Source organism: Geminocystis sp. NIES-3708 (genome assembly GCF_001548095.1).
Classification (GTDB): domain Bacteria; phylum Cyanobacteriota; class Cyanobacteriia; order Cyanobacteriales; family Cyanobacteriaceae; genus Geminocystis.
This window is the reverse complement of record NZ_AP014815.1, coordinates 731,398-749,834: the sequence shown is the minus strand read 5'-3', so window position 1 is coordinate 749,834 and position 18,437 is coordinate 731,398. Positions and strand designations below refer to the sequence as shown.

At 32.0% G+C, this 18,437-nt stretch carries 16 protein-coding genes and 1 tRNA gene; 10 read left to right on the top strand and 7 right to left on the bottom strand.

Going from position 1 to position 18,437, the window contains the following annotated elements; genetic code table 11:
• Window positions 1-60: 60 nt before the first annotated feature.
• A tRNA-Ala gene (locus GM3708_RS03160) sits at window positions 61-133 on the bottom strand.
• 343 nt (window positions 134-476) lie between these two features.
• Here GM3708_RS03160 and GM3708_RS03155 point away from each other — a divergent pair.
• From GM3708_RS03155 to pyrR, 4 genes are all read left to right on the top strand, one after another.
• Window positions 477-791 (top strand): DUF6825 family protein, encoded by a 315-nt coding sequence (locus GM3708_RS03155; protein ID WP_066344059.1) that lies wholly within the window; start codon window positions 477-479, stop codon window positions 789-791.
• A gap of 173 nt (window positions 792-964) precedes the next feature.
• Window positions 965-2,665 carry an AarF/ABC1/UbiB kinase family protein gene (locus GM3708_RS03150; RefSeq protein ID WP_066349323.1) on the top strand — a complete coding sequence of 567 codons (1,701 nt, stop codon included), beginning with the start codon at window positions 965-967 and terminating at the stop codon, window positions 2,663-2,665.
• A gap of 30 nt (window positions 2,666-2,695) precedes the next feature.
• Window positions 2,696-3,424, top strand: a complete 729-nt coding sequence (locus GM3708_RS03145) for a PP2C family serine/threonine-protein phosphatase (RefSeq protein ID WP_066344058.1) — start codon at window positions 2,696-2,698, stop codon at window positions 3,422-3,424.
• Between the two features lie 89 nt (window positions 3,425-3,513).
• Window positions 3,514-4,047 carry a bifunctional pyr operon transcriptional regulator/uracil phosphoribosyltransferase PyrR gene (pyrR, locus tag GM3708_RS03140; RefSeq protein ID WP_066344057.1) on the top strand — a complete coding sequence of 178 codons (534 nt, stop codon included), beginning with the start codon at window positions 3,514-3,516 and terminating at the stop codon, window positions 4,045-4,047.
• A gap of 255 nt (window positions 4,048-4,302) precedes the next feature.
• Here the strand turns inward: pyrR and GM3708_RS03135 are convergent, their stop codons facing one another.
• The gene (locus GM3708_RS03135) at window positions 4,303-4,419 is read right to left on the bottom strand and encodes a photosystem II reaction center protein I (RefSeq protein WP_017293109.1); all 117 of its coding nucleotides are present in this window, start codon (window positions 4,417-4,419) and stop codon (window positions 4,303-4,305) included.
• A gap of 245 nt (window positions 4,420-4,664) precedes the next feature.
• Between GM3708_RS03135 and GM3708_RS03130 the strand changes: the two genes are divergently transcribed.
• The 4 genes from GM3708_RS03130 (at window position 4,665) to ftsH2 (ending at window position 10,468) form a co-directional block, all read left to right on the top strand.
• Window positions 4,665-6,311, top strand: coding sequence for an iron ABC transporter permease (locus GM3708_RS03130; RefSeq protein ID WP_066349322.1), 1,647 nt, complete (start codon window positions 4,665-4,667; stop codon window positions 6,309-6,311).
• A gap of 139 nt (window positions 6,312-6,450) precedes the next feature.
• Window positions 6,451-7,281 carry a sulfurtransferase gene (locus tag GM3708_RS03125; protein ID WP_066344053.1) on the top strand — a complete coding sequence of 277 codons (831 nt, stop codon included), beginning with the start codon at window positions 6,451-6,453 and terminating at the stop codon, window positions 7,279-7,281.
• A 598-nt stretch (window positions 7,282-7,879) separates the two neighbouring features.
• Window positions 7,880-8,404 carry an NYN domain-containing protein gene (locus GM3708_RS19210; protein ID WP_255358438.1) on the top strand — a complete coding sequence of 175 codons (525 nt, stop codon included), beginning with the start codon at window positions 7,880-7,882 and terminating at the stop codon, window positions 8,402-8,404.
• 180 nt (window positions 8,405-8,584) lie between these two features.
• Window positions 8,585-10,468, top strand: coding sequence for an ATP-dependent zinc metalloprotease FtsH2 (gene ftsH2, locus GM3708_RS03115; protein WP_066344052.1), 1,884 nt, complete (start codon window positions 8,585-8,587; stop codon window positions 10,466-10,468).
• 465 nt (window positions 10,469-10,933) lie between these two features.
• Here ftsH2 and GM3708_RS03110 read toward each other — a convergent pair whose 3' ends face one another.
• A complete protein-coding gene (locus GM3708_RS03110; RefSeq protein WP_066344051.1) occupies window positions 10,934-11,407 on the bottom strand; it encodes a hypothetical protein in 474 nt (157 codons plus the stop codon).
• A gap of 1,525 nt (window positions 11,408-12,932) precedes the next feature.
• On the opposite strand from GM3708_RS03110, the gene GM3708_RS03105 reads away from it, so the two are divergent.
• Window positions 12,933-13,430, top strand: a complete 498-nt coding sequence (locus GM3708_RS03105) for a DUF1499 domain-containing protein (protein ID WP_066344050.1) — start codon at window positions 12,933-12,935, stop codon at window positions 13,428-13,430.
• A gap of 24 nt (window positions 13,431-13,454) precedes the next feature.
• Here GM3708_RS03105 and GM3708_RS03100 read toward each other — a convergent pair whose 3' ends face one another.
• Window positions 13,455-14,375: a bifunctional 2-polyprenyl-6-hydroxyphenol methylase/3-demethylubiquinol 3-O-methyltransferase UbiG gene (locus tag GM3708_RS03100; RefSeq protein WP_066344048.1), complete on the bottom strand. Its 921-nt coding sequence runs from the start codon at window positions 14,373-14,375 to the stop codon at window positions 13,455-13,457.
• 117 nt (window positions 14,376-14,492) lie between these two features.
• On the opposite strand from GM3708_RS03100, the gene GM3708_RS03095 reads away from it, so the two are divergent.
• Window positions 14,493-15,956: an ATP-dependent DNA helicase RecQ gene (locus GM3708_RS03095; RefSeq protein ID WP_066344047.1), complete on the top strand. Its 1,464-nt coding sequence runs from the start codon at window positions 14,493-14,495 to the stop codon at window positions 15,954-15,956.
• 93 nt (window positions 15,957-16,049) lie between these two features.
• Here GM3708_RS03095 and rplI read toward each other — a convergent pair whose 3' ends face one another.
• The 3 genes from rplI to GM3708_RS03080 form a co-directional block, all read right to left on the bottom strand.
• Window positions 16,050-16,508: a 50S ribosomal protein L9 gene (rplI, locus tag GM3708_RS03090; protein WP_066344046.1), complete on the bottom strand. Its 459-nt coding sequence runs from the start codon at window positions 16,506-16,508 to the stop codon at window positions 16,050-16,052.
• Between the two features lie 132 nt (window positions 16,509-16,640).
• Entirely contained in the window at window positions 16,641-17,456 is an 816-nt protein-coding gene (lpxC, locus tag GM3708_RS03085) for a UDP-3-O-acyl-N-acetylglucosamine deacetylase (RefSeq protein WP_066344044.1), read from the bottom strand.
• 167 nt (window positions 17,457-17,623) lie between these two features.
• The gene (locus tag GM3708_RS03080) at window positions 17,624-18,412 is read right to left on the bottom strand and encodes an E3 ubiquitin ligase family protein (RefSeq protein WP_066344042.1); all 789 of its coding nucleotides are present in this window, start codon (window positions 18,410-18,412) and stop codon (window positions 17,624-17,626) included.
• Window positions 18,413-18,437: the final 25 nt, after the last annotated feature.

Sequence of the window (18,437 nt, the reverse complement as noted above, 5' to 3'; positions counted from 1 at the left end):
TAAAATAAACTAAACACTGAACTGGTAATATTTACCTATGTCAGTGATTTTTTTTGATAATGGAGCTAACCGGACTCGAACCGGTGACACCTGCAATGCCATTGCAGTGCTCTACCAACTGAGCTATAACCCCCGACTTTGATTTTTCTCAGCAAATATAATTATAATTGTTTTTGTCATAAAAATCAATAATTTTATAAACTCAAATTCAAGTCGAGTTGTCAGAAATGGAGAACAAAAAAATAGGTCATAAACAATGGGTAATAGTTTTTAAAGAAAAAACTCGATTTTTCATACCCTTTTTTGTGTTAGTGTAATAAGTCTTAACCCTTGATTATAAAAGACTTCCTACTGCCATAACCAGAATCTCAATAAACTTGGTTTTATCAATATTTGACGTTAGAAGTTACATTATTTATTCCAATCTGAGAAAATAAAGATATAATTTGTAACAAAAGCGTTAAGAAATATTGCAAATGAGTAACCCATTAACAGAAGCATTTATCTTCGGTAAAGCCTTTGCTGAAGTCGTGACGGAAAAAGTAGAACATACTTTGACAAATATCCTTAGCGATGTTGGTAAATTCGATGCGGAAACCAAACAAAAACTAGAAGAATTTGCTAGGGAGGTTAAAGCTAAGGCTGAAGCACAAAAACAACAATCAAGTAACCCAACAACCATAACTGTTACGGTTGATACTTCCGTTGATTTACAAGAATTATTAGACGAACTTAGGGCGGAAATCGCTCGTTTAAAGGCAGAATTAAATAATTATCGTCAAAAACAGTAAAGGATAAAGGATGAACAGCAGAAGATAATATTTTAATAAACACTAATTCCTAATGCTGATTCCTGATTCCTGATTCCTCATAGTCTAAGTAAACCAAATTTATAAAAATATCAGTGTCATCCGCATACTCTAATCCGAAAGAATACTTACCACCGAATCCTAGTCTTGCCCCTTTGGCAGTAAATAATAAACCAGAAACAGGGAAAAAAACCTATCGTTGGAATCGAGACAATTACTCTAGTTTTCGTCGTCGTATCGATATTTGGACTTTTGTTTTAATTCTACTTTTCAAACTTTGGCGTAATAGCAAAAAATGGACTTATAGCAACGGCTATAGTGATGAAAAGCGATCGCAAAGACGGCGGATTCAAGCAGGATGGATTCGGGAAAATTTACTAGAATTAGGACCAACTTTTATTAAGGTAGGTCAATTGTTTTCCACTCGTGCGGATATTTTTCCTGTGGAATATGTAGAAGAATTATCAAAATTACAAGATAGAGTTCCTGCTTTTAGTTTTGAACAAGTTACCGCTATTATTGAAAAAGATTTAGGAAAATCATTAAATAAACTATTTCGTAGCTTTGATCCTACACCTCTTGCGGCGGCTAGTTTAGGACAGGTTCACAAAGCACAGTTATACTCAGGTGAGGAAGTCGTTGTTAAAATTCAACGTCCTGGATTACCACAATTATTTACCATTGATTTAGGTATTCTGAAACAAATTACTCGCTATTTTCAAAATCATCCTCGATGGGGTAAAGGTAGAGATTGGTTAGGTATTTATGAAGAATGTTGTCGCATTTTGTGGGAGGAAACCGATTACTTGTTGGAAGGACAAAATGGTGATACTTTCCGTCGTAATTTTCGAGGGGCTAATTGGGTAAAAGTGCCGAGGGTTTATTGGCGTTATACTTCTCCTAGAGTGCTAACTTTAGAATATATGCCAGGTATTAAAATTAGCCATTATGAAGCCTTAGAAGCTGCTGGATTAGATCGCAAGATATTAGCGAAATTAGGGGCAAAAGCCTACTTACAACAACTCTTAAATGATGGTTTTTTCCATGCTGATCCTCATCCGGGTAATTTAGCTGTAGCTTCTGATGGAGCATTAATTTTTTATGACTTTGGGATGATGGGGCAACTCAAAAGTAACGTCAAAGAAAAGCTCATCGAGATGTTGTTTGGTATCACCGAAAAAAACGCTGATCGAGTAGTTAGTGCTTTAATAGATTTAGAAGCTTTAGCGATAATGGATGATCCAGGTCCTGTTAGAAGATCGGTACAATTTATGTTAGATAATTTTATGGATAAGCCCTTTGAAGAGCAATCTATCAGTAAAATTAGTGAAGATTTATACGAAATTGCCTATGATCAACCTTTCCGTTTTCCAGCAACATTTACCTTTGTTATGCGTGCTTTTTCTACTTTAGAAGGAGTCGGTAAAGGATTAGATCCTGAATTTAACTTTATGGAAGTAGCACAACCTTTCGCTTTACAAATAATGAGTGATTTTAATAATAACGGTGTCGGTAAATCAATTTTTGATGAATTTAGTCGTCAAGCTATGCAAGTTAGTAACAGTGCCTTGAGTTTGCCCAGACGATTAGAGGATACAATAGAAAAATTAGAACGAGGTGATCTCCGTTTACGTGTAAGATCATTAGAGTCGGAAAGATTATTGCGTCGTGTGACGGGGATGCAAATGGCAACTAACTATAGTTTATTTATGAGTGCTTTAATTCTATCTAGTACTATACTGGTTGTTAACGGACTATGGCAATTGGCGATCGCTGTTATCGTCCTCAGTATTTTTCCGGCTTTATCCCTATTCCGTTTACTGAGACAATTAGATAAATTCGATCGCAAAGTATAAATTATTGCAACTGAAAATTAGATTAACTTTATGAAATGTGCATTTGCTGGTTTAACAGATCCCGGATTAGTTAGACCCTATAATCAGGATAGTCATTATATTGACCCCGAAGGTAAGTTTTTTATTTTAGCAGACGGTATGGGCGGTCATGCTGGAGGAGAAGAAGCCAGTCGTATCGCCATAGAAGTAATTAAAGAGTATTTAGAGGAGAATTGGGAAGCCCCCATAGAATCTTATGAGCTCATTGAAAAATCTATCTATCAGGCCAATGAGGGCATTTTAGAGGATCAAATTATTAACCCTGCTAGGGCAGATATGGGTACAACTTTAGTAATGATTCTCTTTAGAAATGGAGAAACTTGGAGAGCCCACGTCGGAGATTCTCGATTATATCGACTACGAAAAGGAAATTTAGAACAAGTCACCTTAGATCATACATGGATCTCTCAAGCAATTCGTGCGGGGGAAATTACTCCTGAAGACGCAAAACATCATCCTTGGAGACACGTTTTATCTCAATGCTTAGGCAGACGAGATCTTTACGAAGGTATTGATATTCAAAAAATAGAAGAAACGGTATCTGGCGATCGCTTTCTGCTGTGTAGTGATGGTTTAACAGAAGAAGTATCTGATGAATTAATAAGTAAATCATTAGGAGAGCCTGAAAATCTCGAAGAAGCGGCGGCTATTTTAGTACAAAATGCCAAAGATGGAGGCGGTTCTGATAATATAACCGTTGTATTAGTTGCCGTAGAGTAATGAGGAATGAGGAATGAGGAATGAGGAATGAAAAGTCAAATATCACTAATTCTAAATTCCTTTCTAACTATTTTCTAATCTAAAAAATAATGTCTAGTCAAATTATAGAAATACTCTCAGCCGATGAAATACGCCGCACTTTAACTAGGTTAGCTTCTCAAATCGTTGAGGAAGCATCAGATTTATCCCAAGTTGTTTTATTGGGCATTTATACTAGAGGTGTTCCTTTAGCGAATATAATTGCCCGTCAAATTGAAGTAATTGAACAAGTTAAAGTACCTGTTGGTGCAATTGATATTACTTTTTATCGAGATGATTTAGATAAAATAAAAACGAGAACACCAGAACGAACAGAAATACCATTTGATCTTACTGGAAAAACTGTGGTGCTTATAGATGATGTGATTTATAGGGGGAGGACAATTAGAGCTGCTTTAAATGCTGTTAGTGAATATGGCAGACCAGAAATGATTAAATTAGTGGTATTAGTAGATAGAGGACATAGACAATTACCAATACACCCCGATTTTATTGGTAAATCTCTCCCTACGGCAAAAGAAGAGCAAGTAAAGGTTTATTTAGAATCTGTTGATGGAAAAGATGCTGTAGAGTTGATTAAATAAGAAATTTGTTTTAGACAATCAAGCAAAAAGTAACGAGCAAAAGAGTAGATTTTGATAAAAACGCTATCATTCTGATAAATTAACAATTATATAATCAACTTTTGTGATTGTCACAACATTTGAAATATATCTCTCACCAGACTTATGATTATAGCATTGTGTTTGTAATTAAAAAGTTATAGAAAAATATCCGCCAAAAAATTTTATTATTGTAATTGTTAATTGTCTATTAGTAAGTAATTAAATCTCAGAAACTTATTCTAAGTCTTTACTTCCGGGGTTACGAGCTGGATCTCCAGAAAGAAAACCGAAGATAAATAATAACAAGAAAAAGGCTACAACAACATTTACAACAATTTTTAAAGTTAACATTTTTTTATATACTCCAATGATTTGATGCTTAATATATCTTATCGCAAAGAGGAGAGTAAATATTCTCATAAAATTTGATTTATTTACAAATCTTTTAGTCTTCCTAATCTGCTAGTCTCCTTAGTCTATTGCCTGTGATAATATAAGGTTCATCTTTATATATTAACTCTCCATATTTTATGTTTGAAGTAGATTCTCCTACGGGAAGAAAAAGTAATCTTATATTTAAACAGTTATTCAATAATATGCCAATTTATTTATGGTATTTATCCGTAATAGTGGTAGCTTTGTTGATTTCTGTACCTATTTTTAGTGTTTTGATGGGTATTTTTGCTGATCATCAAGATATTTGGCAACATTTAATTGATACGGTTTTAAAAGATTATATCCTCAATACTCTTTACTTAATGTTAGGAGTAACGGTTGGAGTTTTAATCATTGGAGTAGGTTGTGCTTGGTTAGTTACCATGTGCGAATTTATTGGTTCTAATATTTTAGAGTGGTTACTGTTAATGCCTTTAGCCGCACCAGCTTATATTCTTGCTTTTAGTTACACGGATATGTTGTCATATTTTGGTCCCGTACAAACTTGGCTCAGAAGTATTTTTGCTTGGGAAAGTATTGATGATTATTGGTTTCCATCTATTCGTAATATGTGGGGAGCGATCGCTATGTTAGTATTAGTACTGTATCCATACGTTTATCTTTTAGCAAGGGTAGCTTTTTTAGAACAATCAGTTTGTACCCTAGAAGCAAGTCGTTCATTGGGTTATAATCCTTGGCAAAGTTTTATAAAAGTAGCTTTACCCGCTTCACGCCCTTCCATTGTAGCTGGTTTGGCACTAGCACTCATGGAAACTCTTAATGATTTTGGCACAGTACAATATTTTGGAGTAAGTACTTTTACTACAGGAATTTATCGTACATGGTTTGGCATGGGAGAAAGAGTCGCGGCGGCACAATTAGCATCTTTTTTAATGGTGTTTATCGTTATTTTAATTGTGGTAGAAAGATTATCTCGATCACAAGCCCGTTATTATCAAACTAACAATAGTAACCAAAAATTACCTCGGTATAGCCTTAATTTTTTTAGAGGAAGTTTAGCTTTTATTTTGTGTTCAATTCCAGTGATTTTAGGATTTATTATTCCCAGTATATACCTATTAAATTTAACTTTAAGTAATCAAGAAGAAACTTTAAATGATAGCTTTTGGGAACTATCAAAAAATAGTTTTATTCTTGCTATTATTAGTGCATTTATTGCTATTATTGTTGGTTTTTTTATGGCTTATGGACAAAGATTAATTCCTCATTTTATCATTAATATTTCTGTGCGAATTGCTTCTATGGGTTATGCAATACCTGGTTCAGTAATTGCAGTGGGTATTTTAATCCCTTTAGGTAATTTTGATAATAGTCTTGACGCTTGGATGATGAATAATTTTAATATTTCCACAGGATTATTATTAAGTGGTACAATTTTCGGTTTAATTTATGCGTATTTAGTTAGATTTTTAGCTGTCTCTTTTAATACCGTTGAATCAAGTTTGAGCAAGATCAAACCGAACCTTGATGATGCTTCTCGTAGTTTAGGATATGGAGCATTTTCGACCTTATTTAAAGTACATTTACCCTTAATGTGGGGAGGAATTTTAACTGCCGTCATGCTAGTATTTGTAGATGTTTTAAAAGAATTACCAGCTACATTAGTAATGCGTCCCTTTAACTTTGATACTCTTGCGGTGAGAGTTTATCAATATGCTTCCGATGAAAGACTGATAGAAGCCTCTGCTCCAGCATTGACAATTATTTTAGTAGGGATTTTACCAGTCATCATCTTAAGTTATCGTATTGCTCGATCTCGTGTAGGGAATAATTTGGTCAAGAATTAAGAATTTGGTCATTGGGGAGTTTTGACTGTTAAAATTCATTAGTAGCTAATTATATTTAGTTCAACTATAAAGCTAAACTAATAGCTATATATTTTTATTTATCATATATTTATTTATCATTTAATTAACACTATAAAGAATGGGTCAAACTCAGACTATCGTCTCAGCACAATGGCTCAGAGAGAATATAGATAATCCTAACGTCAAAATTATTGATTGTCGCTTTCGTCTTTCTGAAAGTGATTGGGGTTATCAACAATATAACCAAAGCCATATTGAAAATGCTTATTATTTAGATTTAAACAAAGATCTGTCAAGTCTAATTCAAACTCATGGCGGAAGGCATCCGTTACCTAATCTTGAGATTTTTGCTGAAAAATTAAAGGCTATTGGTATTATCAAAAATCAGACTAATGTCATAGTCTATGATGATTCTCGTTTTGCTTTTGCTTCTCGTTTGTGGTGGTTACTACAATATTTAGGTCATAATCAAGTGTTTATTCTTGATGGTGGTTGGCAAGAGTGGATTCGACTCAATTATCCTATAAATAGTAGAAAGCCTAGTTTTAGTCAAGGATCATTTTCTGTACAACCGCAATCTAACTGGTTGGTAGATATTGATTATGTAAAAAATCATCAAAACTCTGATTCTACAGTCATTATTGATGCTAGAGCGCGTGAACGCTATCAGGGAAAAGTTGAACCGATTGATCCTGTAGCTGGTAGTATTCCATCTGCTAAAAACGTTTTTTGGCAAGATATGACTACTAATAGCAACCTCAAATCAGTGACAGAATTAGAGGCAATTTGGCATCAATATAAAAATTATCAGGAAATTATTGTGTATTGTGGTTCAGGAGTAACGGCTTGTGTCGATATTTTTGCTTTAAAAACCATTAATATTCATCATTGTAAATTATATGCAGGGGGATGGAGTGATTGGTGTTCTTATCCCGAAAATTTTAATTAATTATTCTATTTTATTATTTATTTATAGTTATATTATCTATTACTAAAAAATTAGATAATTTGAATTTTATAGTAACTTTCTCTATTTATCTATATACTTTTTAGATAAAAATAATACTAAAAACAAATACAAACTAATTAATAATTTAAAAATTAAATATACATTTAGGTACTTATTTAAAAGTATATTTTGTTACCAAATATTTAGAAGAAAAGTATTGTTTGAAAAGTATTTAGAGTCTTTTAAGTTCTAAATTCTATGGCTAAATCTTTAAAAATTAGTATAGAATATAATCATAAATATATATCAAAAAAAACTATTCTATTTTTATTTTTACCTTATTAAATAAGATGTTATTTTTATGCACAACTTTGACCTTAATAATAGCAATTATAGCCTTGAAAAAAAGTATTTAGAATTAAATTCAGAACTAAATTCAACTACAAATTATACCGAAGAAAATAATGGGCATAATGTTTTAAATCCTAAACCGCAATTAATTCCTAGACCTGAATATAATCCAGAATATCAAGTTAATTCAACTACTATTATTAATTCAACTAATACAGAAATAAATCACAATCATCATAATCATCATATTAGTCAGCACAGACTTAGAGATAGAATCTCTATATTTGTTGATGGAAATAATATGTTTTATGCTCAACAAAAAAACGGTTGGTTTTTCGATCCTCGCAAAGTAATTGATTTTTTTTCCGAAGAATCAGGATTTATGTTAATTAATTCTTTTTGGTACACAGGATTAAAAGATTCTCAAGATCAACGAGGTTTTCGAGATGCTTTAATTAGCCTCGGTTATACAGTGCGGACAAAGATACTTAAAGAGTATTACGATGATAGTTCTGGGCGTTTTTCTCAGAAAGCAAACCTTGATATTGAAATTGTGGTTGATATGTTTAACACCGTTGATCAATATGATCGAGTGGTTTTATTTAGCGGTGATGGTGATTTTGAAAGAGCTATCGAACTTTTAAGATCCAAAAATACCCATATTACAGTAGTATCCACTGATGGTATGATTGCTCGTGAACTGCGAAATGCTACTGATAGATACATTGATCTCAACGAAATTAGAAGTTGTATTGAAAAACGAGACTATTAAATCAATGAACAGTTAACAATCAATAATCAAAAATTAATTTTTTCCTTCGTTGCACAAAAAATGAGAGTTATGTTAAGTTTAGTTAAGAAATAGTTGTTACAATTGATATTAAGTAAAAAACAGAGATTAGAACAAGTTAACTACTTATTCAACTCCATCAAATAATAAAATAAGAAAATTATGAAATTATCTTGGCGTACAGTCCTATTATGGACAATACCATTTTTAGTAATCGGCTTTTTCATTTGGCAGGGTAGTTTTGCTACAAATATAAATGATGACAGTAATAATACGGCTAGTACTCGTATGACTTATGGAAGATTCTTAGAATATATAGAAAAAGGCAGAGTCAGCAGTGTTGATTTATATGAAAATGGACGTACAGCAATCGTTGAGGCGATCGATCCTGAATTACGTCAAGTACAAAGGTTAAGAGTTGATTTACCCGGTACATCTCCCGAATTAATCACTAAGTTAAGAGAATCTGGAATTAATTTCGATTCACATCCTTTGCGTAATGAAGGTGCTATCTGGGGTATTTTAGGTAACTTAGTTTTTCCAGTGCTATTGATTGCCTCTTTATTCTTCCTCTTCCGTCGTTCTAGTAATATGCCCGGAGGACCAGGACAAGCCATGAATTTTGGCAAATCCAAAGCTCGTTTTCAAATGGATGCTAAAACAGGAATTCAATTTGATGACGTGGCTGGTATTGAAGAAGCAAAAGAAGAGTTAGAAGAAGTTGTTACTTTCCTTAAGCAACCCGAAAAATTCACCGCCGTTGGTGCAAGAATTCCTAAAGGTGTTTTACTTGTAGGACCTCCTGGTACGGGTAAAACTTTACTAGCTAAAGCCATCGCTGGGGAAGCTGGTGTGCCTTTCTTCAGCATTTCTGGTTCAGAATTTGTAGAAATGTTTGTCGGTGTTGGTGCTTCTCGTGTACGGGATTTATTCAAAAAAGCGAAAGAAAATGCTCCTTGTTTAATCTTTATTGATGAGATTGACGCTGTGGGAAGACAAAGAGGTGCAGGTATCGGCGGTGGCAACGATGAAAGAGAACAAACTTTGAACCAATTATTAACGGAAATGGATGGTTTTGAAGGTAACACTGGAATCATCGTCATTGCCGCTACTAACCGTGCAGATGTCCTTGATTCAGCGTTAATGCGTCCGGGTCGTTTTGACCGTCAAGTAATGGTTGATCCCCCTGATTTTAAAGGCAGAATGGGTATTTTGGATGTTCATGCCCGAAACAAAAAATTAGCTTCTAGTGTCTCTCTTGAGGCGATCGCCCGTCGTACCCCTGGATTCAGTGGTGCAGATTTAGCTAACTTGCTCAACGAAGCAGCTATTTTAACTGCCCGTCGTCGTAAACCCGAAATTACCTTATCAGAAATTGATGCAGCCGTTGATCGTGTCATCGCTGGTATGGAAGGCACTCCATTAGTCGATAGTAAAAGTAAACGCTTAATTGCTTATCATGAAGTTGGTCATGCGATAGTTGGTACTTTAGTTAAAGATCATGATCCTGTACAAAAAGTAACCTTAATTCCTCGCGGACAAGCTCAAGGTTTAACATGGTTTACTCCCAACGAAGAACAAGGATTAACAACCAAAGCTCAGTTAATGGCGAGAATTGCCGGGGCAATGGGTGGAAGAGCCGCAGAAGAAGAAGTTTTTGGGGATGATGAAGTAACTACTGGTGCAGGAGGTGATTTACAGCAGGTAACAGGCATGGCACGTCAGATGGTGACACGTTTCGGGATGAGTGATTTAGGGCCTCTTTCCCTAGAAGGACAAGGAGGAGAAGTCTTCCTCGGTGGCGGTTTTATGAATCGTGCGGAATATTCTGAAGAAAGTGCTGCTCGTATTGATGCTCAAATCAAAATGTTAGCTGAACATGGACATCAAATCGCCCGTCAAATTATTCGTGAAAATCGGGAAGTTATTGATCGTCTAGTTGATTTACTCATTGAAAAAGAAACCATTGACGGCGAAGAGTTTCGTCAAATCGTAGCTGAATATACAACTGTACCTGAAAAAGAACAATTTGTACCCCAAATATAAATTTTTCAGAACAGGTTTTTTTGATCAAAAGGAGTAATTAGTATATAGTGCGATTGGTGCCATAGAAACTAGATTTACATCTTAGTTCTACAGAATAAAAATGATCAAGACAAGACAGATGGATAAATAAAAGATTGGACAGATAAAAAAATTCTTAATATCTGTCCATTTTTTTTAATTTTTTTGTGAATCAATAAAATATCTTTTTAAGCCTATCAACGAGAATCATCTATTTTTATAGTTAATTAAAATAACACTGAGACAGTTAGAAAAAATGTTCAGGATGAATAATGCTCACAAATCAAGGTTTTTGAGAATTTTTAATATTATTAAACTGTTTCATTCTTATTTAAAATGACTATATATCGAATTCAGGTAAATTTATAGAAGAAATTATCAGAGAACAAATAGAAAAAGTAAGTACAAAATTAATATATTTATCACCTTTGAGATGGAATTTGATTATTATTTTGGAATAATTTTTAGTAGATTTATTAATTGTGTTTTTACTGATTCATGAGTATATTCATCATCTGGGTGAGGTGGTTGACCTGGTAGTTGAAAATGAGGACGTTCACCATTCATATTTCCCCATTTTAAATCTACCTGTTTAACAAATTGGTGATATATATGCTCATTACTGATAATTTCTTCAATCATTAATTGTAAAGCTTGAAGAGGTTTTTCTTGATGAGAACTTATTTTTTCGTCTTCTCCATCAACTTTATCATTTAAAACGGCTTGTAATGCACCCGATAAATCTTTTAGATTATTACTAATAAAAAGTTTGATTTCTGTTTTTAATTGAACTATTTTTGGTACTGGAGATTCTCCTTTAAGAAAACTACCTCCTTCTTTGCCTATTAATTCTGCTAGAGAGAATTTTCTATCTTTGAGAATGTCTCTTTCTAATTCAATATCTTTTTCAGGCTTTGTCATTGTCAATTCTTTTGATGATATTTATTAACTAACTTTTCATATAACGATTATTTATTATTCAGAAAATTAATTGTTATAGTCATTTCAAGTAAAAATAGAGTACTAAATCTCACAATAATAATCTTTTTCAATGCCTTGAAATCATGTTTAATCAGATTCAAATCTGGGGGGATTTGGGTAAAAATAGAACTTTATGTCCTGCACTTTTTGTTATTTCCCTTATTATATTATATACAAGATTTTCAGTACTATACATTTTGATTAATTGTCGTACCTGACGATAATAATTTATTCTTTCTTGGTAAAATAACTATTTTTTTCTTTTGATATATATAGTCGTTTCAAATAAGAATGAAACAGTTTAAGAACAGTAATATTTATCTCAAAAACCTAGATAGTAGGCGATGCCAACCCTACAAAATTTTTTCAACGTGTCTCAAACTTAATTGAAATAACCATATTTATTTGAGCTACAGCCCAAGATATTGCTAAAAATCTCAACTTTAAATTCATTGTCTAAATATTTTTTAACTAAAACTTCTGATAAAAACTAATATTTAATATTTTTCAACTCATCAATAATGTTATGTTATTTCAGATTATTTTTAAGCAAAAAATCATTTACTCAAGTTTCCTTTCCCTAGATAATTATCAATTTCTCGGAAAATATTATGAATCAAAAAATCACTGATACACATAAAGTTACTGCTAAAAAATAAGAAAAATGACAGGTTTCTAAAAATAGCTCTATCGCCCCTCCAATGGCTTTAGTTTCCTTATAAGTATAGAAAAGATTTTCAATAACGCTAATCACAAAAACCGCAAAAGTCTAAAGAAAAATTTTATGTAGTATATTGGCAAAGTAAAATTATTCACTATAATTATTTAATATAGGAGTCATGTAATAATTACCACGGCTTTAGCCGCCACTAATGGACTAATAATCGCCTTAGAAAAGGCATAAATATTAATATCATATTGTGATCTAGCGAAAATTTTATAATTAGTAAAATAAACCCAAATTCCACTGGAAAAAAAGTGATGAAGAACAAATTTTTTTGAGTTGATTTTTGAGTTGTTCCATGATTAAAAATACTTGATTATCAGTATTTATTTCCATTCAAGTAGAAATCTTATTTTATGCTCTTAATTTTATTATTATATTTCTTTTTCATTAGTAGAAATACATAAAATTTTACATATATTTAGAGATAGGTTTTTGGAAAAGAGTCTTTAATCATAACAATAAATTTTGTTATCTTCATTTATAAACTTCTATGGTGCATTAGGGTTAGAGCAGAGATATGCAGAAAATAAGATATTTGTGTAAAGAAATGTTAGTCTAAACTAATCAAATTATTAAAAATCTCATCTAAGACCTAGTTTTGATTAAAAGATAAGACTACTTGCATTAAATATTGGAAATGAGTTTCTATTGATTGCGAATTAATAGTATTCTTAAAAAGAAAATCTATCTTACTATAACTTAGATTTTTATCAGAACCATAAAAAACTAAATCCTGCTATGCTAACGTCAATTGTTTCACTTTTTACTATATTTATTCTTTCTTTTTCTTCATTTTATCTGTCTTTTTCTCCACATTTGCCGATTTTCGGGGCTATTTTTCACTTTGAAGGAAAGATACCTAATTTAGGTGTAACCGATGGAAAACTACTTAATTGTCCTCCTTCTCCTAATTGTGTTGTCAGTCAAGATGGTGATGAAAATCATTATATTGATCCTTTACAATATGAAGGTGATCGTACTCAAGCCTTTAATTCTCTAGTGAAAATTTTATCTGTAGTACCAAACACAAAAATTGTTGAACAAAAAGAGAATTATATTCGCACAGAATCTCGAAGTAAAATTATGGGTTTTGTAGATGATGGGGAATTTTATTTTCCCTCAGATAAAAATATGATATATTGGCGTTCTGCTTCTCGTTTAGGAGAGTCAGATTTGGGAGTGAATCGTCGTCGTTTGGAGCAAATTCGCCTAGCATTTGAAGACTTTAATAGTTAACATTAATCAATGATAATTTTTAATTTATATTTCCCAATTTAAAGATTCTATTTCACCCCAAATATGACCATTTTCAGGAATATTTAAAGGAAAATAATTCAATAAATCTTCGACTAAAGCAATCGGTGTTGAATCAGGGTAGTGAGTAGAAGCTAAACTAATAGATTTGATACCATTACTCTTTTTTTTCAATAAAATTGTGTATTGCCAATCATAATATTTAATTCTTGCATTTTGACAATCAAAACCAGCTAAAACTAAATGATAAACTAAATGTAAAGGAGTAAAAATATTTGGGTGTCCAATCATTAAAGGACATAAAGAAGAAGGTACAGTAATTGTTAATATACCATCTTCTCTCAAATCTTGATATATTTTGTCTAAAAAAGTGCCAATATTTCTTTGATGTTCTAATACATGACTGCACCAAATAGCATCAAATTTATGAGGGAAAGAAACGTCTAAATAATCTCCTACATAATCAGCTTCAAAATCTTCTGACATTTCGATAGTTGTTACATTTTTCCCTAAAAAAGAGAATAATCTGGCACTTGTACCATTCCGAGAACCAATATCTAAAACATGATTAAATTCATAGTCTGTAATTAATTTTGCTAATCCTAAATGGCTATATAATAATTTTTCTTCAAAAATATTTTCATTATTTATTACTTTAATAAAAGTATGAGGATAAATATCAAATGGTTTAATTTCTACTTGAAAGTTATCGTTTTTTGAGATAAAGTATCTTGAATCTTTGTTATCGATTTCTGAGCGAAATTTAGTACCTAATTTATCAAGAATATCTTGTTGTTTTTGACGGATATTTTCTAAATCTGTGGAAAGTTTTTCAAGTTCTTTATTACGAGATACTAAAAAAGAAAGATAAGGAATTTTTACTTTTAATAAAAAATTGTCTATTTTATCTTTAAGTAATTGTTTCATTATAGTTAAATGTATCAATAAATCATATATATTATATAATAGTTGGGAATTTATCTATTTTTATTTCAAAAAATTTAGCTCACATTTTATTATTTTATATAAGTAATTTTTGATAAAATGAAAAATGAGATAGAAAGATTAAAAGATACTCTTAAAAAATACTGGGGTTATGATGATTTTCGCAAGCCACAGGCAGAAATTATTGAAGCAATTTTGACGGGAAAAGATTGTTTAATTGTCATGCCAACGGGAGGAGGAAAATCTCTTTGTTTTCAGTTACCAGCGTTATTACAAGAAGGGTTAACTTTGGTTATTTCTCCTTTAGTTGCCTTAATGGAAAATCAAGTACAAGAATTACGAGAAAAAAATTTACCCGCAGGAATTTTACACAGTGAAGTAAGTAAAGTTGAACGTAAAAATACCATTTCAGCGTTAGAATCGCAACAATTAAGATTGCTTTATTTATCCCCAGAAACCTTACTTTCTCCGCCAATCTGGAAAATTATCAGCCACCCAGAAATTAAGATTAATGGTTTAATTGTAGATGAAGCTCACTGTTTAGCACAATGGGGAGAATCTTTTCGCCCAACTTATCGACGTTTAGGCAATATTCGCCCATTATTACTTAATAATAAAACATCCGATACTAAAATAGCGATCGCCTGTTTTACTGCCACTGCGGATATTAATACCCAAAAAACTATTATTCAATCTTTACAATTATTTAATCCTGAAAAATTTTTAATCAGTCCTTACCGTGATAACCTCAAGATACAAATAAAAACTATTTGGACACCAAGAGGAAGAAAACAAGAGTTAATTAAATATATTGAAAGAAATAAAAAGAAAAGTGGCTTAATTTATGTACGCACGAGAAAAGATAGCGAAGAATTAGCAAATTTACTCAAGAAAGAAGGATATGAAAATCAAGCCTATCACGGTGGGTTAAGTGGTAATATTCGCCGAAAAGTTGAATCTGATTGGCTAACGGAGAAAATAAAATTCGTAGTTTGTACTTGTGCCTTTGGTATGGGTATAAATAAAAGTAACTTACGATGGATTTTTCATTACCAAGCACCGTTATTATTATCAGAATATATCCAAGAGATTGGCAGAGGTGGCAGAGACGGAATACTTACGGAAGTTATAACCTTGATGAGTGAAGCTAGTGGTTGGTTGAATCCAGAAGATAAAAATAGAAGAGAGTATTTTTTAAACCAACAAATCAAACTTTATCAACAAGCCGAAAGATTTTTAAAGGAAATACCAACAAGGGGAAATATTGAAGAATTATCAAAAAAAATTAATAACCCTAACTATCAACTATATCTGTCCATTTTAAATAGTAGCCAACAATTGCAGTGGATTGATCCTTATAATTATTGCTTAAATCTCTCAAAAACTCATCAATCAATAGAATTGCTGATAAATCGACAAAAAAAATTGATTAAACAAACCCATGAGTATTTAACCACTAAAATATGTCGTTGGAGTTTTTTATTATCAGCTTTTGGCTTTTCTCCTTCGACAAATTTTCGTTGCGGTAAATGCGATAATTGCCTGAAGTTAATTAGGAATTAGGAATTAATAATAAAAATATCTCCTAGTCTCCTAGTCTTGTCTTCTAGTCTCTTAATTTCCTAATCTCTCAGCCTCCTAGTTTTCCTACTTGAATTAAAGTGGTGCAACTTCGATGATAATTTGTGCAGTTATTTCAGCGTGAAGTTTAATATCAGTAGGATATTTGCCAGTTTTCTTGATTTCAGGTAGAGTAATAGCTTGACGCTCAATTTCTAAACCAGCATTTTGCTTGATAATATCAACAACTTCTTGAGTGGTGACAGTACCAAAGATAGCATCTTGTTCGCCCACTTGCTTACGAATCACAAAATTATTGATAGTTTGTAAAGCAGTTTTACGAGATTTAGCTTCTTCCAAAATCGCTAATAAACGTAATCTTTCCTTTTCTCTTCTTTGGTCAACTTGACGTAAAATACCTTCAGTTACTAATACTCCGAAACCTTGAGGCACGAGATAGTTACGAGCGTAGCCCGGTGCTACATCAACCAAATCGCCTCTTTTGCCTAATTTGTTAACGTCTTTATTTAACAATAGTTGTAATCTTTTTGCCATTTTGTCCTCTATTCAATAGAAAAATTTTTTATAATTAGCATATTTAGCCACAAATTACCATTATACCAGAATAATCAATTATTGATAAGTAATATTTAGTCGTAAAAGAGTTAGTAATTTAATTATTAATTATTAATTATTAATTGCTAAAGATTGTTTGATTTTTTTCGCTAATTCTGTATGAAGTTGATGACTGGCTTTATAAGCTAAATAATGTGCAGTGGGAATTTTACCTAATAAACTTAAGTCACCGATTAAATCTAATAATTTATGTCTGACAGCTTCATTTTCAAATCTTAAAGGTGGATTTAACCAACCGTCTTTATCACAAACTAAGGCATTTTCTAAACTTCCCCCTTTTATTAAACCAGCTTTTTGCAATTGTTCAATTTGATCAGCAAAACCAAAAGTACGAGCAGGTGCAATAGCAGTTACAAAACTTTCTCGTTGAGGATACCAACTAAACCACTGATTTTGTAAGACAGAGTAAGGATAGTCAACACCGTAACTAAATTTTATTTCAGTAGAAGGTAAAACCGCACAAAAAGCATCATCTTTTCTCACCCAAATAGCTTCAGTAATAGTATCTATTACTGACTCAAAAGGTTTATCAGAAATATAATCAAGATTATTTACCCACTCTTGTGCAGAGCCATCTAACAAAGGAACTTCAGAACCATCAATCTCAATTTGTGCATCATCAATACCACAACCAATTAAAGATGCTAATAAATGTTCAACTGTCCTAATTTTAGCACCTTCATTACTCAATTCTGTTGATAAAGTAGTAGTGGCAATATAGTCAATGTTAGCAGGAATAATCGGTTTATTTGGTAAATCTATTCTAACAAAATAACGTCCTTTTCCTTTTGGTGCTGGAGAAATTTTAACTGTGGTTTTTGCTCCTGAATGAAGCCCAATACCTGATAATTGAAATGATTTAAACATTAATTTAATTTGTTTAATAATGTTGTCATAAAAAGTAATTTTATCTTAAATTTTCTTATATTTATAAATTTTTTTTGTAGATTCAGCTTATATATTTAATTTATTTTTAACTATTTTCTTTAAAATTATTTTTGCGGAAACTTTGTGATTAGATAATGAATATTTTGCTAAAAAATACCAATAATTATACAAATCAAACCGATAATAGAACAAGTATATACGCCATAAGTAAAGTTTTTATGGTTACGAACATAGTTAGCCGTTAATGTTTCATCTGTTTTCAGAGAAATCATAAACATTTCTTTTTCATTGACAGGTTGTGTAATCCTTAAATTACCAGTCTCATCACTAACTGTGCCTACGACTAAAACTTCCTCCCCCACAGGCAAAATAAATTCTTGATAACGATAACCCAAAGTGCGAGTTTGAGAATAATCACTTTTCAACAGTAAAGAAAAACTACCATATTTAAGCATTCCCCCTCTTGATTCTTCAGGACGAAACTCGTCTAGTATTTTAATGGTGTCAAATTTTGCACCTTGTGGATTAATTATAATCTCTCCTGTATTATCTGTTATGGTAAAGGAAATCGAACGGTTATTTTCAGCGATAATTTCAGATTTTTTAACGATTCTTTCTTCGGTTTTTCCTTCACTATTTTGCGATCGCACTTTTTCTTCATATTCTCGTTTTACCAACATTTGATAATAAACGCAAGGTTCTTGTTTGATTTCTGATAGAATAGGCTCAGAGACAGAGATTTTTCCCCATATTTTAACATAATCTCTCCAGTTACCTCCTCCAATCTGTTCTTTAATAGCTATTGAAGTTGATTTTAATTCTTCGACGTTAGTACTTCTTGCCAATTGTAAACTTGAATACTCTTGTGCCTGAAAATGACGTATTACTACAAGAATAATTGCGATCGCCATAAAAACAATACCGATAATACTCATAATATTGATAAAACCTCAGAATTTC

Excerpts from the sequence above, each read along its gene's own strand:
- GM3708_RS03155 (WP_066344059.1), top strand. The coding sequence starts at position 477 with ATGAGTAACCCATTAACAGAAGCATTTATCTTCGGTAAAGCCTTTGCT.
- GM3708_RS03145 (WP_066344058.1), top strand. The coding sequence starts at position 2,696 with ATGAAATGTGCATTTGCTGGTTTAACAGATCCCGGATTAGTTAGACCC.
- pyrR (WP_066344057.1), top strand. The coding sequence starts at position 3,514 with ATGTCTAGTCAAATTATAGAAATACTCTCAGCCGATGAAATACGCCGC.
- GM3708_RS03135 (WP_017293109.1), bottom strand. The coding sequence starts at position 4,419 with ATGTTAACTTTAAAAATTGTTGTAAATGTTGTTGTAGCCTTTTTCTTG.
- GM3708_RS03130 (WP_066349322.1), top strand. The coding sequence starts at position 4,665 with ATGCCAATTTATTTATGGTATTTATCCGTAATAGTGGTAGCTTTGTTG.
- GM3708_RS03125 (WP_066344053.1), top strand. The coding sequence starts at position 6,451 with ATGGGTCAAACTCAGACTATCGTCTCAGCACAATGGCTCAGAGAGAAT.
- ftsH2 (WP_066344052.1), top strand. The coding sequence starts at position 8,585 with ATGAAATTATCTTGGCGTACAGTCCTATTATGGACAATACCATTTTTA.
- GM3708_RS03110 (WP_066344051.1), bottom strand. The coding sequence starts at position 11,407 with ATGACAAAGCCTGAAAAAGATATTGAATTAGAAAGAGACATTCTCAAA.
- GM3708_RS03105 (WP_066344050.1), top strand. The coding sequence starts at position 12,933 with ATGCTAACGTCAATTGTTTCACTTTTTACTATATTTATTCTTTCTTTT.
- GM3708_RS03100 (WP_066344048.1), bottom strand. The coding sequence starts at position 14,375 with ATGAAACAATTACTTAAAGATAAAATAGACAATTTTTTATTAAAAGTA.
- GM3708_RS03095 (WP_066344047.1), top strand. The coding sequence starts at position 14,493 with ATGAAAAATGAGATAGAAAGATTAAAAGATACTCTTAAAAAATACTGG.
- rplI (WP_066344046.1), bottom strand. The coding sequence starts at position 16,508 with ATGGCAAAAAGATTACAACTATTGTTAAATAAAGACGTTAACAAATTA.
- lpxC (WP_066344044.1), bottom strand. The coding sequence starts at position 17,456 with ATGTTTAAATCATTTCAATTATCAGGTATTGGGCTTCATTCAGGAGCA.
- GM3708_RS03080 (WP_066344042.1), bottom strand. The coding sequence starts at position 18,412 with ATGAGTATTATCGGTATTGTTTTTATGGCGATCGCAATTATTCTTGTA.